This is a genomic window from Paraburkholderia sp. CHISQ3, from assembly GCF_030464945.1.
Classification (GTDB): Bacteria; Pseudomonadota; Gammaproteobacteria; order Burkholderiales; family Burkholderiaceae; genus Paraburkholderia; species Paraburkholderia megapolitana.
On the sequence record NZ_JALPRG010000009.1, the window covers coordinates 33,778 to 47,952 of the forward strand.

Annotated in this window: 15 protein-coding genes; 8 read left to right on the top strand and 7 right to left on the bottom strand. The window is 63.9% G+C overall.

Features of this window, described 5'->3' with window-relative positions; translation table 11 throughout:
• Positions 1-112: 112 nt before the first annotated feature.
• Entirely contained in the window at positions 113-1,285 is a 1,173-nt protein-coding gene (locus M0D65_RS21385) for a PHB depolymerase family esterase (RefSeq protein WP_266254460.1), read from the bottom strand.
• A gap of 297 nt (positions 1,286-1,582) precedes the next feature.
• Between M0D65_RS21385 and M0D65_RS21390 the strand changes: the two genes are divergently transcribed.
• The 4 genes from M0D65_RS21390 to M0D65_RS21405 all read left to right on the top strand — a co-directional run bounded on the left by M0D65_RS21390 (position 1,583) and on the right by M0D65_RS21405 (position 4,582).
• Entirely contained in the window at positions 1,583-2,284 is a 702-nt protein-coding gene (locus M0D65_RS21390) for a phosphatase PAP2 family protein (RefSeq protein WP_266254461.1), read from the top strand.
• Positions 2,285-2,405: 121 nt separating this feature from the next.
• Positions 2,406-3,182 carry a molybdate ABC transporter substrate-binding protein gene (gene modA / locus M0D65_RS21395; protein ID WP_266254462.1) on the top strand — a complete coding sequence of 259 codons (777 nt, stop codon included), beginning with the start codon at positions 2,406-2,408 and terminating at the stop codon, positions 3,180-3,182.
• Between the two features lie 22 nt (positions 3,183-3,204).
• The gene (modB, locus tag M0D65_RS21400) at positions 3,205-3,879 is read left to right on the top strand and encodes a molybdate ABC transporter permease subunit (RefSeq protein WP_096725575.1); all 675 of its coding nucleotides are present in this window, start codon (positions 3,205-3,207) and stop codon (positions 3,877-3,879) included.
• Between the two features lies 1 nt (position 3,880).
• Complete coding sequence (locus M0D65_RS21405) at positions 3,881-4,582, top strand: ATP-binding cassette domain-containing protein (protein ID WP_266254463.1); 702 nt, start codon at positions 3,881-3,883, stop codon at positions 4,580-4,582.
• A 120-nt stretch (positions 4,583-4,702) separates the two neighbouring features.
• On the opposite strand, the gene M0D65_RS21410 is transcribed toward M0D65_RS21405, so the two are convergent.
• The gene (locus M0D65_RS21410) at positions 4,703-6,382 is read right to left on the bottom strand and encodes a CHAD domain-containing protein (protein WP_266254464.1); all 1,680 of its coding nucleotides are present in this window, start codon (positions 6,380-6,382) and stop codon (positions 4,703-4,705) included.
• A 171-nt stretch (positions 6,383-6,553) separates the two neighbouring features.
• Positions 6,554-6,937, bottom strand: a complete 384-nt coding sequence (locus M0D65_RS21415) for a tautomerase family protein (RefSeq protein ID WP_266254465.1) — start codon at positions 6,935-6,937, stop codon at positions 6,554-6,556.
• A gap of 100 nt (positions 6,938-7,037) precedes the next feature.
• Between M0D65_RS21415 and M0D65_RS21420 the strand changes: the two genes are divergently transcribed.
• Positions 7,038-7,889: a LysR family transcriptional regulator gene (locus M0D65_RS21420; RefSeq protein WP_266254466.1), complete on the top strand. Its 852-nt coding sequence runs from the start codon at positions 7,038-7,040 to the stop codon at positions 7,887-7,889.
• A gap of 646 nt (positions 7,890-8,535) precedes the next feature.
• Here the strand turns inward: M0D65_RS21420 and M0D65_RS21425 are convergent.
• The 4 genes from M0D65_RS21425 to M0D65_RS21440 form a co-directional block, all read right to left on the bottom strand.
• Positions 8,536-9,051 carry an HPP family protein gene (locus M0D65_RS21425; RefSeq protein WP_266254467.1) on the bottom strand — a complete coding sequence of 172 codons (516 nt, stop codon included), beginning with the start codon at positions 9,049-9,051 and terminating at the stop codon, positions 8,536-8,538.
• A 134-nt stretch (positions 9,052-9,185) separates the two neighbouring features.
• Entirely contained in the window at positions 9,186-10,388 is a 1,203-nt protein-coding gene (locus M0D65_RS21430; RefSeq protein WP_266254468.1) for an NAD-dependent formate dehydrogenase, read from the bottom strand.
• A gap of 186 nt (positions 10,389-10,574) precedes the next feature.
• Entirely contained in the window at positions 10,575-11,492 is a 918-nt protein-coding gene (locus M0D65_RS21435; RefSeq protein WP_266254469.1) for a LysR family transcriptional regulator, read from the bottom strand.
• A gap of 47 nt (positions 11,493-11,539) precedes the next feature.
• A complete protein-coding gene (locus M0D65_RS21440; RefSeq protein WP_266254470.1) occupies positions 11,540-12,214 on the bottom strand; it encodes a M24 family metallopeptidase in 675 nt (224 codons plus the stop codon).
• A 187-nt stretch (positions 12,215-12,401) separates the two neighbouring features.
• Here M0D65_RS21440 and M0D65_RS21445 point away from each other — a divergent pair, with 187 nt between their 5' ends.
• From M0D65_RS21445 to M0D65_RS21455, 3 genes are all read left to right on the top strand, one after another.
• Positions 12,402-12,875: a hypothetical protein gene (locus M0D65_RS21445; protein ID WP_266254471.1), complete on the top strand. Its 474-nt coding sequence runs from the start codon at positions 12,402-12,404 to the stop codon at positions 12,873-12,875.
• Positions 12,876-13,030: 155 nt separating this feature from the next.
• Complete coding sequence (locus M0D65_RS21450) at positions 13,031-13,468, top strand: MbcA/ParS/Xre antitoxin family protein (protein WP_266254472.1); 438 nt, start codon at positions 13,031-13,033, stop codon at positions 13,466-13,468.
• A complete protein-coding gene (locus tag M0D65_RS21455; RefSeq protein ID WP_266254473.1) occupies positions 13,465-14,166 on the top strand; it encodes an RES family NAD+ phosphorylase in 702 nt (233 codons plus the stop codon). The genes M0D65_RS21450 and M0D65_RS21455 overlap by 4 nt, the downstream gene beginning before the upstream one ends.
• Positions 14,167-14,175: the final 9 nt, after the last annotated feature.

Below are 14,175 nucleotides of genomic sequence, written 5' to 3' on the forward strand. Positions count from 1 at the left end.
GATCAAACCTCAGGGAGTGACTAGGGTTATTACCTAGTTGATAACCCTGATTATAGGGAAAACCCTAGTCTTTGGCTAGCCCCTGCTTGGAGTGCGACCTCTATCTGCGCTTTTAGCGTCCCGCCGGCACGCTGGCCGCCGCGGCGTCGAGCTCGGCCGGCACGCCCGAGCGCCGCTGGTGCTTGAAGAATTCCCACAGCAGCGCGCTCGCATCGGGTCCTTTCGATGAATGGAACGGTACCGCGTCGTCGCCGCCGCTCCACGCGTGGGACAGCCCGGCCACGTGGCACAGGCGGATCACGCGGCGGCCGCCGCGCACGTAATCGCGTGTCACGACGCTGGCTTTGCGATCCTCGCGAATCTCGCCGGTTTTCCACGCGCCGTCCGCACCCACGAAGCCGTTCAACCGCGCAAACTGCAGCGCCATCTGATCCGCATTGACCGGCGCAACCACCTGGTCGGCGTCGCCATGCACGATGATTGCGGGCATGCCCGGATAGGCCGCGACGTCGACTGCCTGGTCGATCAGTTCGACCGGGTCCTGGCGTGTGCCGCGCCGCATGACATCCATACCGGCGATGCCGGAATGCGCCTCGCCGAGCGCCGGACCGGAATGCAGCGCCACGGCTGCGAAACGCCACGGGTAATGGATTGCGAGCAACGACGCGAGCCCCGCGCCCGCGGAGATGCCGGCCACATAAACCCGCTCGCCGTCGAATCCATGTTCGGCAACGAGTTCGTCCACCAGCGAAGCGACCGCGCGGATTTCCGCGCCGCCTGCGTGATCGCTGGTGTCGTACCAGTGCCAGCAGCGGTGCGCATGCACGTGTTTCGACTGTTCGGGATAGACGACGGCAAAGCCGAACCGGTCGGCCAGCAGGTTCATCCGCGTGCCTTCGGCGAATTCATCGATTGATTGCTGGCAGCCGTGCAGCATCACGACGAGCGGCATCGGCGCAAGCGCCCGGCCGGCCGGAATGTACAGGCCGTAGTGAAGGTGGTTGACGAGGCGCCCGGCAGCGGCCGGCGCCGAATGGAACGAGCGCGTCCATGCGCCGCCTGCCCACGCGGCTGCCCGCGGACGAACCCGCGACTCGCGCGCCGTGGCCGCCGGTTTCTCGCGCGTTTCCGCGGCTCGTGCCTTCACCGCCGGCCGGGCGACTGGTTTGGGCCGGGCTTGCCGCAGTGGCTTGCGCTTCTTCGAGGCGGACTCGACATACTCGGTCTGCACCGCCAGTAGCCGCTTCAGCCCGCCCAGCCAGAGTTTCGTCAGATTCTTTGCCATCGGGGGCCTCGCAAAAAAGGGCCGATACCCATAGGTTCGCGCCGGGTAATCGACGCCATTGTGCAATGCACAATAACATCAATTTCGCCGCGATGCTGGCATCCTGAAAATGGCGGTTTATGCTCTGTTTCGCGTGGCGGCACACAGTTGGCCGCCCCGCCGAACCAGCAGCCCCGTTTATACTGGCAGGCAGAAAAGATGTTCGACGTGTTGTCTGCCTGACTATGCGGCTCGCGCGTTAATCCTGTATCCGGATCCTTCGACCCGATTCTACGCGGCCTGTGTCGCATCGCTCCCATGCCTGATTTGCCCACCCATCTGTGGTATTCGATCACCAGTCTCGGCGGTGCCGGTCTGACTCTGCCGCTCGCGATCGCCATCGCGCTCTGGCTCGCCGTCGGCTATACGTGGCGGATGGCAGCCGGCTGGCTGCTGCTGCTTGGCGTCGCCGTCGTCCTCGTGACGGGCACGAAGCTGGCGTTCCTCGGCTGGGGTGTGGGCGTACGCGTCTGGGACTTCACCGGCCTGAGCGGCCACGCGATGCTGTCGACAGCCGTCTATCCGGTCGCGCTATTCCTGATGCTGTTGCCTACGCGGCCAGCCGTACGGGTGATCGGCGTGGTGATCGGTCTCGCTGCGGGCGTCGCGGTCGCGCTGTCGCGCGTGGTACTCGATGCGCACTCGCCTTCTGAAGCGATTACCGGTTGCCTCGTTGGGGCGCTGACCGCGCTGGTATTCATCCGCTGGTCCTGGCATGCGGCGCCAGGCAGGCTGTCGGCGGCAGCGGTGGCGCTGAGCCTCGCCATTCTCACGTTCGCGCTGCACGACGTCCGCCTGCCGACCCACCGCTGGGTCACGCATCTCGCACTGAAAGTGTCCGGCCACGACCGGCCGTTCGTGCGCGCCCGCTGGAAGGCCGGCCATGACAGCCTGCCGGCCGGCACACCAATCTCGCAGACCCGCAACGGCCTGTCGCCGCTCGCTCCCACGAAAGCCTGAACACCCGCCCCATGCGGGTGCCGCTATGCCGATCATCGATGGATCGGAGCGACCGTTGTATCGCCCGCTATATTACGATGGCGCTTTCCACCCACCGACCGGTCCGCCCGGCCTCCGCATCATGTCCCTGTCCCGCCGTCGTCTTCTGCAGCATGCGCTCCTCGCCGTCAGCGCCGTATCGCTCCTTATCAGCGCCAATGCGCGTGCCGACGATCTCGTCGTGTCCGCAGCGGCCAGCCTCACCAATGCGTTCAAGGCGGTGAGCGATGCGTTCGAGCAACAGCATCCCGGCACGAAGGTACTGCTGAATTTCGGCGCATCCGACGTACTGATGCAGCAGATCGCCAAAGGCGCACCCGCCGATGTCTTCGCCTCCGCTGATCAAAAGGCGATGGACAAGGCCGCCGCCGAAAAAGTCATCGTGCCCGCCACGCGCAAGGATTTCGCGGCCAATTCACTGGTCCTGATCGTGCCGTCGGATAGCCATTTCGCGCCCGCTTCGCTTAACGAACTGACCGCGGCAAGCGTGAAACGCGTCGCCTATGGCGATCCAGCGTCGGTACCGGTCGGCCGGTATACGGAAGGCGCGCTGAAAGCGGCGGGCGCGTGGGATGCAGTCAGTGCGAAGGGTGTGCTCGCGGCCAATGTGCGGCAGAGCCTCGACTACGTGTCGCGCGGCGAAGTCGATGCAGGCTTCGTGTTCGGTACCGATGCGGCCGTCATGCCGGATCGCGTGAAAGTCGCGTTGACGGTGCCGACGCAGACGCCGATCACTTACCCGATCGCGCAAGTTGAAGGCAGCAAGCACGCGGCGGACGCGCAGGCGTTCATTGCGTTCGTGCTGTCGCCGGAGGGCCAGGCGGTGCTCGGCAAGTACGGCTTCAAGCCGGCTCACTAGACCCCGCCCGTCGCGCTCTGCCATGCAACAGGCCTGGGTTCCGCTGCTGCTGTCGCTGAAGGTTGCCGGCTGGGCGACCGCGCTCAATCTCGTGTTCGGTGTCGCCGCGGGCTTCGGGCTCGCGCGCTGGCGCTCGGGCGCGCGCGATCTCGTCGATTCGCTGCTGACGCTGCCGCTCGTGATGCCGCCTACCGTACTCGGCTATTACCTGCTCGTGCTGCTCGGCCGGCGCGGCGTGTTTGGTGCGTGGCTCGACCGGCTCGGTATCCAGTTGGTGTTCACGTGGCAGGGGGCGGTGATCGCGTCGATGGTGGTCGCGTTTCCGCTCGTGCTGAAATCTGCGCGCGCCGCCTTCGAAGCGGTCGATCCGCAACTCGAGCGCGCCGCGCGCACGCTTGGCATTACGGAAGCCGGCATCTTCTTTCGCGTGACGCTGCCGCTCGCGGCGCGCGGCATTCTCGCCGGCACGCTGCTCGCATTTGCGCGCGCGCTCGGCGAGTTCGGCGCGACGCTGATGATTGCCGGCAATCTGCCGGGGCGTACGCAGACGCTGTCGGTTGCGGTCTATGCAGCGGTTCAGGCCGGCGACGATGCCACCGCCAATTTCCTCGTGCTCGTCACCTCGGTCACGTGCGTGGTGATTCTCGTGCTGGCGGGTCGGCTCGTGCCGCAACACTCGCTGCTCACGTCCCGCTGATATGCCGCTCGCCGTCGACATCCGCAAAACCCTCGCAAGTGCCGGGCATCGCTTCACGCTCGACATCTCGTTCGCCGCGACCGAACAGCGCGTCGTGCTGTTCGGTCCGTCGGGCGCGGGCAAGAGCCTGACGCTGCAGGCGATCGCCGGTCTGCTGCGACCCGATGAAGGATCGATTGTGTTGAACGACGCAGCGCTCTTCGACAGTGCACGCGGCATCGATCTGAAACCTCAGCAGCGCAAGGTCGCGTATCTGTTTCAGGACTACGCGCTGTTTCCGCATTTGAACGTGCGGCAGAACATCGGTTTTGGTCTGCAGCCGGGTTGGCTGAACCCGCGCGCGCGGTTCGATCATCCGGATGTCGATTACTGGGTGAATGCGCTCGATCTGCGGAGCGTTGCGCGCAATCATCCGGCGCAGTTGTCGGGTGGGCAGAAACAGCGTGTTGCGCTGGCGCGGGCGCTCGTCGCGCGGCCGCAACTGCTGCTGCTCGACGAACCCTTCTCCGCACTCGATTACGCGCTGCGCGAACGCATGCGACGCGAACTGTCGGATCTGCAGGCGCGCCTCGATATTCCGATGCTGCTGATCACGCACGATCCCGACGATGTCGCCGCGTTCGGCGATCAGGTCGTGCAGGTGGGCGACGGACGGGTGCGGCCGAATCGACCGTTCGCGGGGTATGCGCGTAGTAGCGCGTGATGTAAGCCTCGTGCGGGGCCATACGTGGTCAGTTGCACCGGGTCGATCGCATCGGGAATCGCGCTCGCAGTCCTGAACGCGGCACATGCTGCGCAACTGACTACGCACCGACAAGCTGGATCATCGGCCGTCGCGAAGCTTCGGCTTGCCTAGGGTGCGCAACAAACGCTCGCCTTCCTTCGCCGTATAGCGCTTCACCGCTTCGCACCAGCCGCGCGCAAAACCCAGTTGATACGCGTCGACTTCAAGCTGTTCCAGGTAACCTAGCGCAACGACAGCATCGTTGCCGTCGCCCAGCACGCCCTGCATGCGCGATAGCGTTTTTACTACCTCGCCGCGCGTCTGTTTCGTCGTGAGCGATTCGATGAATTCAAGCATGTAGCGCAGGCGCTTCGCGCGAATGCGTTCTTGATGGCGCGACGCGTCGTCGAGCGTGGTGAGCTTCGGGGTCGCCATCAGTTGCTTGAATGCCTTGCGCACACGCTTGCCGGCGTGCGTGTTCAGCGAATCTGCAGCGACATCGCCTGCGGCCGCGCGACGATCGTCGTGTAGCAGTTCGCCCTGCCATTCGAGCCACGCAAGTGTGAGTTGCGCGTAGCGCGACGAATGCATCGCATGCTGGATACGTTCGCGCATCGCGAGCCGCTGCACATTGGCTGCGTCGAACGTAGCGCTCCAGCGTGCGGCGTCGGTATCGGCGGCGACTAGCGCGGGCAACGTCGAATCGATGAACACGTCCCAGTCGCGCGCATCGCCGAGCAGCTCGCCGAGCCACTTGAGCCCGGGCGCGATCTGCGTCGTCCACGCATCGTCCTGCCAGTGCCTGAAAAGGCGCATCGCAGTTTTCAGGCGGCGCTGCGCGACGCGCATCTGATGGACCGATTCGACGTTCGCCGCATCGCGCACGCTGGCTTCGTTGCCGAACCAGTGTCGCGCAAGATTGCCGCCAATCGCGATCAGTGCATCGCGTTGGGTTGCGGTGCCGGCCAGATCGATCGGTTGGGCGTAAACCGGTTCGAGTTGAGTTTGAAAATTGTCGCGGTATGCGCGGTCGACCGCGCTGTCGAGAACCGCAAATGCGGGCAGCGCGGCAACGATTTCACGAGCGATGGCGAAGAGTGCGCGACGCGCGGCGTGAGGGGCTTCCGCTGCGTCGTGTACGTCATGTACATCGGATACGCCGGGTATGTTCGCTATATCGGCGACAGGAACCGTCAAATGGATTTCGCGAACCGGCGGCGCGCCATCGAAACCCGACGAGTCCAGCACATCGATACGCTCGAACACGACATCGACCGGCAAGCCAGCCTCTGTCGACAAGGGCCGCCACCGCGTCCGGCTGCATTCGAAAGAAACGGTCGGCTCGATCCGGTTGGGATCGGGCAACGCCTTTCTGAACGCTTCAGGCGCGCCATCGAACGATACCTCGTGCAACTCCTGTGCATCGAGTGGTGCCTGAAATGCGGCGTTGCGAATCGTGATACCGGGCGAATGTGCTTCGCCATGAACCGCGATCACGCGCCGCCCGGCGCCGGACGCCTCGACTGCGAGCCGCCATCCCGCATCGCCGAGGGCTCTCTTCGCATCGAAGTCGCGCACTGCGATGTGTGCAACGCTGCGCCGCCTGCCCGCGATGCCAGGCAGCGCGGCCAGCGCTTTGACAAGAAGCGCGTCGGTTTGTGCAGCGGCTATATCACCATCCGCGTCACCATCCGCACCATCCGCCGACGCGCGCCCAGCGCACCATTCGCGCGCCGCAGCGCCGGGAATCTCGAGCACGAGTTCGAAAACGCGAGTCATGAACGCTCCGTGTACGACCGTCAAGCGAGCACGCAAACCGCGCACCCGCTATCCGCAAGACAGCCTGTTTATCGTACACGAACCGCCATACACGGCTCTTTCGTTCCTGCAAACCTGCGTAAGGTAGAAAAACCGTTCGCCCTCACGCGCGCGCCGCCGCGCAACCACCGCTTACGTCGCGTACTGCGCGATGCCGTTACCGAACGACCAGTTCTCCGTCTGCACTTCGACCAGGTTGATGAACACGTCCTCTTTTCGCACGCCCGGGCTCTCCGCGAGTTCGTCGGCGATACGGCGGTACAGCGCCTTTTTCTGTTCGACGGTGCGGGTATTGCTCACAGTCAACTGGATCAGCACGAGGTTGTCGCTGTGCTCGATACCGAGGTAGCTCGGCTTGAAGAAGAAGCTGTTTTCGTCGTGTTCGCTGACGACCATGAAGATGTCGTCCTCGGGCACGTTGAAGGTGGCGACCAGCGCGCGCTGAATGCCTTCCGACAAAGCCGCCTTGTAGGCAGCGGATTGGCCAGCGCGTATTGCGATACGAGTGAACGGCATGATGACCTCCTTGGGTCAGAACGATTTCTGGTACCCAGAATAAGCCGTATCATCCATAATTAAAAGATATGACTACCTATTTCAATTATTTTCATTGGAAATGATCATGCTCGATCTCGATGCAGTGCGCGCGTTCGTTCTGGTCGCCGATCTGCACAGCTTCACACGCGCGGCGGATGCGCTCGACACTACGCAATCGGCGGTCAGTCTGAAGCTCAAGCGGCTGGAGACACACCTCGGCAAGCAACTGGTCGAGCGCACGCCGCGCCTCGTCCGGCTGACCGGCGACGGCGATACGTTCCTCGTTGCCGCGCGCGATTTGCTGAGTGCCCACGAACGTGCGCTCGGTGCACTCGCCGTCGAACGACGCCGGCTGTCGCTCGGGCTCAGCGAGCACGTCACCGGAGCGGGTCTACCGGCGCTGCTCGCGAAGCTCAACGCATACGATCCCGGTCTGTTGATCGAGCTTCATATGGGTCCTTCGGCTGCGCTGCGGACGCAGTTCGACGAGCGGCGGCTCGATGCGGCGATCGTGCGCCATGAGCCCGACGATGTGCTGCGTGACGACGCGCAACTGCTGTTCGGCGAAGCGCTCGGCTGGCTTGCCAGTCCGGACTGGTCGCCGCGCCCCGGCGAACCGCTTCCGCTCGCGCTGCTGGCACCGCCCTGCAACGTGCGCGCGGTGGCGCTAAAGACACTGGACGACGCCGGGATCGGATGGCGTGAAGTGTTCATCGGCGGTGGCATGGTCGCGGTTGGCGCAGCGGTCGCAGCCGGTCTCGCGATCTCGCCGCTCGCACGACGTGTGGCGCCGCGCGGCCTGATCGATGTCGGTGCGCGTCTCGGCTTGCCGACGCTGCCGGAATCGCGCGTGACGCTCTACACGCGGATCCGCGACCCGCGCTCGATCGAAACGCTGAGGCTGGTGGCGAACAGTCTCGCCGTGCAATGAACTGCGCGTACGGCCCGCTGATTCGAGGTGCGCACAGAGAAAGCGTGCGCCCCAGACCGCGACAGTGTGCGGTTAGCTCAATCGTTCGTTTCGAGCGGAATGACTAGAGGCTAGAGAATCGGCGGCTCGGTGCCCGCACGTCCCGCGGCATTCGTTGCCGGTTGCCGGCTCGCAGTCTGCGATGTGTTGCGCTTCATTGGCGCCGCAGCGATTTTTTTCGCTCGCCCCGTGGCGCGCGACGTTGCGCTCGTCGAGGCAACGGACTGTTTTGTCTTGTGGCTCGCGTGCACCGTTGCCGGCGGCACCGGCGCTTTAGCGGTTCGAACAGCTGGCTTCGGACGCGGCGCTGCGTGTGACGCTACATGTACCGCCCCACGACGTTTCGTCGTGCCTGTCGCCGTTGTCTTGGGTTTGGCGATCTTGCGCGCCGCACCGCTGGTCCGCTTTGCTGTCTTCGCCGTTTTGGTTGTTTTCACCGCCTCCGGCGGATTCCATACCTCGGCGTACTGCTGCGCCGCCATCGTCACACAGGAAAAACATCCCACCATGACGGCTACCACTACTGCGCGTACCTGCATCTCCTGCCACTCCTGCGTTCGATTTGTTTTGCGGGTCGCGATTATACCCAGCGCCACAAATCCAAACGTCAAGAAATGTCTCGCCGTGGCCAGCGTTCGCCGCGTACGACCGAGTTGAACACGAGCGCGATCAGCAGCAGCGACAGCACGCCGGCCAGCACCGGAAACAACAGGAAGGTGCCCGACGCGCCGCCGCCCAGCATGATGACGAGCGGATCGGCGCCCGCGGGCGGATGAACCGTACGCGTGAGTTGCATCAACGCGATGGCCGCGCCCACGGCGAACGCCATCTGCCACAGGCCCACACCGACGAGCCAGAACACCGCCAGACCAACCGTCGATGCAATCAGATGCCCCCACACCAGATTGCGCGGCTGGGCGAACGCGCTGTCGGGCGCGGCAAACAATAGAACGCTCGATGCGCCGAAAGGCGCGATCAGCAGCGGCGCATCGACCAGTCTGCCGAGCAGGCCGGTCAGGCTGATAGCAAGCGCACCGCCGACAAATCCACAGACTGCCTGCAACACCGGCGTGCGGGATACGGAACGCGTGAGGCGTCCCGTCGCTTCGGAAGAATTCTTCATGTTTTGAATGGGCAGGAGCAGACACGCCGCAGGTTTGCGGCGTGCCTGTATCAGGTGTTAGCGGGAAGAAATCGCGACCTCGAATTGAAAGATCGCGATGAAATTGCAAATCGCTTAAGCCGCCTCAAGCAGGCTCAGGCAGTCTTGAACCGCGCCGCTTCTTCAGAACCCGACGTCGCATTACCGGCCGAATACGAGTGCGCACCAACACCGGCCAGCTGCCCGCCATCGACGATCAGATACTCGTCGCGAATCGGCTTGCCGCCGAACCAGCACTCCAGAATCTCGCGCGTACCGGCCGCGTAGCGCGTCTGCGCGGACAGCGTCGTGCCCGACGTATGCGGTGTCATGCCCTGATGCGGCATCGTGCGCCACGGATGATCGCGCGGCGCCGGCTGCGGGAACCACACATCGCCCGCATAGCCGGCGAGCTGCCCGCTTTCTAGCGCACGCACGATCGCGTCACGGTCGACGATCTTGCCGCGCGCCGTATTGATGATGTAAGCGCCGCGCTTCATCTTCGAGATCATCCGTTCATCGAACAGATGCTCCGTTTCCGGATGCAGCGGACAGTTGATCGTCACCACATCGCACACCTTCGCCATCGATTCGACATCCGGATGCCACGTTGCACCGAGCTCGCGTTCGACCTGCTCCGGCAAACGGTGGCGGTCCGTGTAATGCAGCTTCACGTCGAACGGCTTGAGGCGGCGCAACACCGCCGCACCGATCCGTCCAGCGGCGACCGTACCCACATGCATGCCTTCGAGGTCATACGCGCGCTCGACGCAATCCGCGATATTCCAGCCGCCCTTCTTGACCCATTCGTGCGACGGCAGATAATTTCTGACCTGCGACAGGATCATCATCACGACGTGTTCGGCCACGCTGATGCTGTTGCAGTACGTCACTTCGGCGACCGTGATCTTGCGCTCGATCGCAGCCGCCAGATCGACGTGATCGGAGCCGATGCCGGCTGTCAGCGCGAGCTTGAGCTTCGGCGCTTTTGCGATGCGCTCGGCGGTCAGGTAAGCCGGCCAGAACGGCTGCGAGATCACCACTTCAGCATCGGCGAGTTCGCGCTCGAAGATCGAGTTCGGACCATCCTTGTCGGAGGTGACGACCAGTGTGTGGCCGTGCGATTCGAGAAACGCGCGCAGGCCGAGTTCGCCAGACACGCTGCCGAGCAGCTCGCCCGGTTTGAAATCGATAGCTTCCGGCGTGGGTGCCGTCTGACCGTCGTGATAACGGTTGATCGTCGGGATGTCGTCGCGTGCGTATTTTTTCGGCATGCCACCGACAGGATCGTCATACAGAACACAAAGAACTTTTGCCACGATGTTTCACTCCGCTCTGACTCAGTCGAGATGCGGCATGTGCTCATGCCGGCCGGTCATCCGACTGCAGAAGAACCGACAGATTCAGTGTCGGTGCGGGAGGCAGCGTGGGTCCAATCGTTTGGACGGATCGGTTGATAACTGCGCCTTATCAAACTCGCCGGACGAACGGCTTCGTTGATTTCGCTATGCGTGCGGTAGCAGTGAATCGAATGTGTGTTGCAGGTCGAGTTGTGCAGCCGCGCGCCACATCGCGGCGGCAAGCGCGGGCATCGACGGCTGGTTGCGCGCGATCAGGCCGATCTCGCGGGTCAGTTCGGGAAGCAGCAGCGCCGCGTTCACGCCGTCGTGCGCATCGAGCACGCTGAGCAGGCTGTGCGGCAACACGCTGTGCAACCCCGCGTGCTGGACGTGCGAATACAGCGCGAGCAGCGAGTCTGCTTCGAGCACGACGGATGGTTGCACGCCGCCGCGCCGGAACGCAGCGTTGATCACCTGACGGTTCTGCATCGCATTGCTGAGCAGACACAACGGCAATGCGCCGACCGCGTCCCAACGATTCACGCCGGCGCACACACCCTCGCTCGATCCGGCCGGCGACAACAGCACATAACGCTCGTGATACAGCGGCAACACATCGAAACCGGCCTGCACGCGATCGTCGAGGTACGTAAAACCGATATCGAGTTCGTAGTCGTCGAGCTGACGCAGGATCGCATCGGAGCTGAGCGAGCGCAGCGAATAGCGCATCGCCGGATGCGCGTCGCGACACGCGCCGAGCAGCAGGCTCACCACAGGCATCGTGGTCGGTATCACGCCGATGCGCAGCGTGCCGGTCAGACGAACCTGCGCCGCCGACGCGTCCTGGCGCATGTGATCGAGCGCGGCAAGCGTCTGACGCGCCCACCCGAGCACGCGCTCGCCGTCTTCGGTGAAGCCGAGAAAGCGCCGGCCGCGCCGCACGATCACGAGCCCCAGTTCGGCTTCGAGATTGCGTATCGCCGACGACAGCGCCGGCTGCGACACGTGACACAGTTCGGCGGCGCGCGCGAAATGCTGCTCGCGCGCGAGCGTCACCAGATAGTCGAGCTGACGGATGAACATGGCGCGCTCCGAAGTGCCGCGATCAGACGAGGGTTAAACGCAGGTCTTCACGCGAGCAGGTCTTCGTAGAACGAGCCGAACGGGCGAGTCGGATGGGCGAGCTGGATTTCGAGTATCCACAGGCCTGCCGACGGACACGCTTCGAAATCACCGAGGTTGCCGGCCTTGTAGATGGCATGCGGAAAATCGCTGATGCGGTGCCCCTTGATGTCGACGTTGAGCCGCCATCCATGCGCTTCAGCGCGCTGCGCCGCATAGCGGTACAGCTCTTTGCCGCCAGCGCCGGTGGTACGCCAGTGATGCGCGACTTCGTCGAAGACGACCTTCGCGGCGTCCGCACAGGCCCGCATCTCCGCATCGTCGCCAGTGACGAACGTCGCACCGGCATCGCCTTCATGACGATCCCAGACTGCACCGAGATCGACGAAGAAAATATCGTCCTCGCCGAGTTGCGGATCGACGGTGGATGCCTGCTTGAACGTCTTCAGCGTGTTCTCGCCGAAGCGGATCAGGATCGGATGCCAGATGCGGTCCATCCCAAGCTCATTCAATACTTCCTTGCACCGTGCGACGGCTTCCGATTCGCGCATGCCGGGCCGGATTTCACGCGCGACGGCTTCGACTGCTTGCCACGTCATATCGCTCGCATGGCGCATCGATGCCACGGAAAATCCGTCACCGACGGCCTGCTTCGATGCACTGATTGCATCTTGCTGATTCATTGCTTCGCTCACTGCCATGCTCTCCTGCGGCCCATGCCGCGTTGTGCGTTGAGTCTGAATCGTGTCATGAAAACGGCGCTCGCGTGTGGCTCGACGCCTGTGCATTCGCAGACCACCGCTAGGGTCATCGTTATATTCTGTCGTATATTACGCTGTGTGTTTCGATGCAGCAGTGCCAGGGGAAGAGATGTCCAACGACCAGAGCCGTCGTTCAGGCGGATTCGCGGGAAAAATCATGCCGTTGCGGCCGACGGGCGACCGTCGCCGGGCCGACTCGATCCGCGATGTCGTCGATGCGTTCACCCGGCTGCGCGGCAGCGTTGCGCGTTTCGTGGAGACACTCGCGCGCAGCCGCGGCGTCGAACTGTTCGTGGACATCAAGGGCTCGCAGCCTTTCCCGGTGTTGCTCTCTTCGCTCAGAAGTCAGGCTGAACAGGCAGACTTTCCGCGTCTGTCCGATCTGAACGCGTTCATCGAACGCGCCGCGCTTGCCGAAGCGTTGCGCGACGTCATCTTCCAGTCCCCCGCCGTCGATCAGTCCGCGCTGCGTGAGGCCGCTGCCGCCCTCGACCGGCTCGACGCCGCGTTCATTGCGCTGTGCATCGGGCACGTGCTCGAGCGCTACGCGCAAAGCGGCGCACCGGCTGCCTCGATGGTCTGAAGCGGCCACCAAGCCCCTTTGTTTTGCCTGAAGCACGCCCGGTCACCGGGCGGGAACCCGCGCGGGCGGGAATTTCATGACCAATCGGTATACAGACCTTGCATTAATCCACAAATGGACTAATATCACATGGAAGTTCAATTAAGGACTAAATCATGTCATCTGCCGCCCATGCTTCCGCTTCGCGAGAGCCGCAACGCCGGGCTGTCGCGGAACCGTCCGTCGCGGACATGTCCGCTGCGGGCCTGCGCGCGTTTTTCAACATCGCCCGCGACTGGGATCTGAGCGCCGAAGAACAAATCGTGTTGCTCGGTTCGCCGGGCCGGTCGACGTTCTTCAAATGGAAAGCCGTGCCGGAAACCGCGCGGCTCGGCCGCGACACGCTCGAGCGGCTGTCGCTGATGCTCGGCATCTACAAGGCACTGCAAATCCTGCTGCCGCAGCCGCACGCGGCCGATGCCTGGGTCAAGCGTCCCAACAGTGCGCCGCCATTCGGCGGCCGCCGCGCGCTCGACCGCATGCTGGCCGGCAACCTCAGCGACCTGGTCGCGGTGCGCCAGTACCTCGACGCAATGCGAGGCGGCTGGGCGTGACTGAACCGCACTGGCAGGACCGCTGGCGCACGTCGCCGCTCGCATGGTCGCCCGCGTATCGCGTGATCCCGACGCGCTTCCCGGCAGTGAACCTGTTCGACCGCGTCGCCTCGCCCGAAGACTTCGAAGCGCTCTACAAGCTCGAAGAGATGACCAACGACCGCCTGCGCACCGAAGTCGGCGATCTCGATCTGGTGCCGCGCGAGGAACGCCGTTTCGGCAAGGGCTGGGGGCCGATCATGGCCGCCTTGACTCATTTGAATCCGGGCGGCAGCCGCTTTTCGGACGGCACCTACGGGGTGTTCTACTGCGCGCGCTCAAAAGCCACCGCGATTGCGGAAACGCGCTATCACACGGGCCTGTTTCTCTCCGCGACGCAAGAACCGCCGCTGCGGCAGCAAATGCGCCTCTACACCGTGAGCGCGCACGGCAATGTGGTCGATCTGCGCGACGACCCATCGCTCGATCCCGGCGTGCTATCGCCGGTCGACTATCTGCCCGGCCAGGCGCTCGGTCGCGCGGTGCGCATGGCCGGCGCACCGGGCATTGCTTATCCGTCGGTGCGCGATCCCGGCGGCGAATGTCTCGCGGCGTTCCGCACGGCGGTGCTGCGGGACTGTCATCACGCCGCGTACCTCGAATACAACTGGAACGGCAGTGCCGTCGACGTGGTGTTCGAGCTGAATCAGGTGGGATAAAGAGGAAGT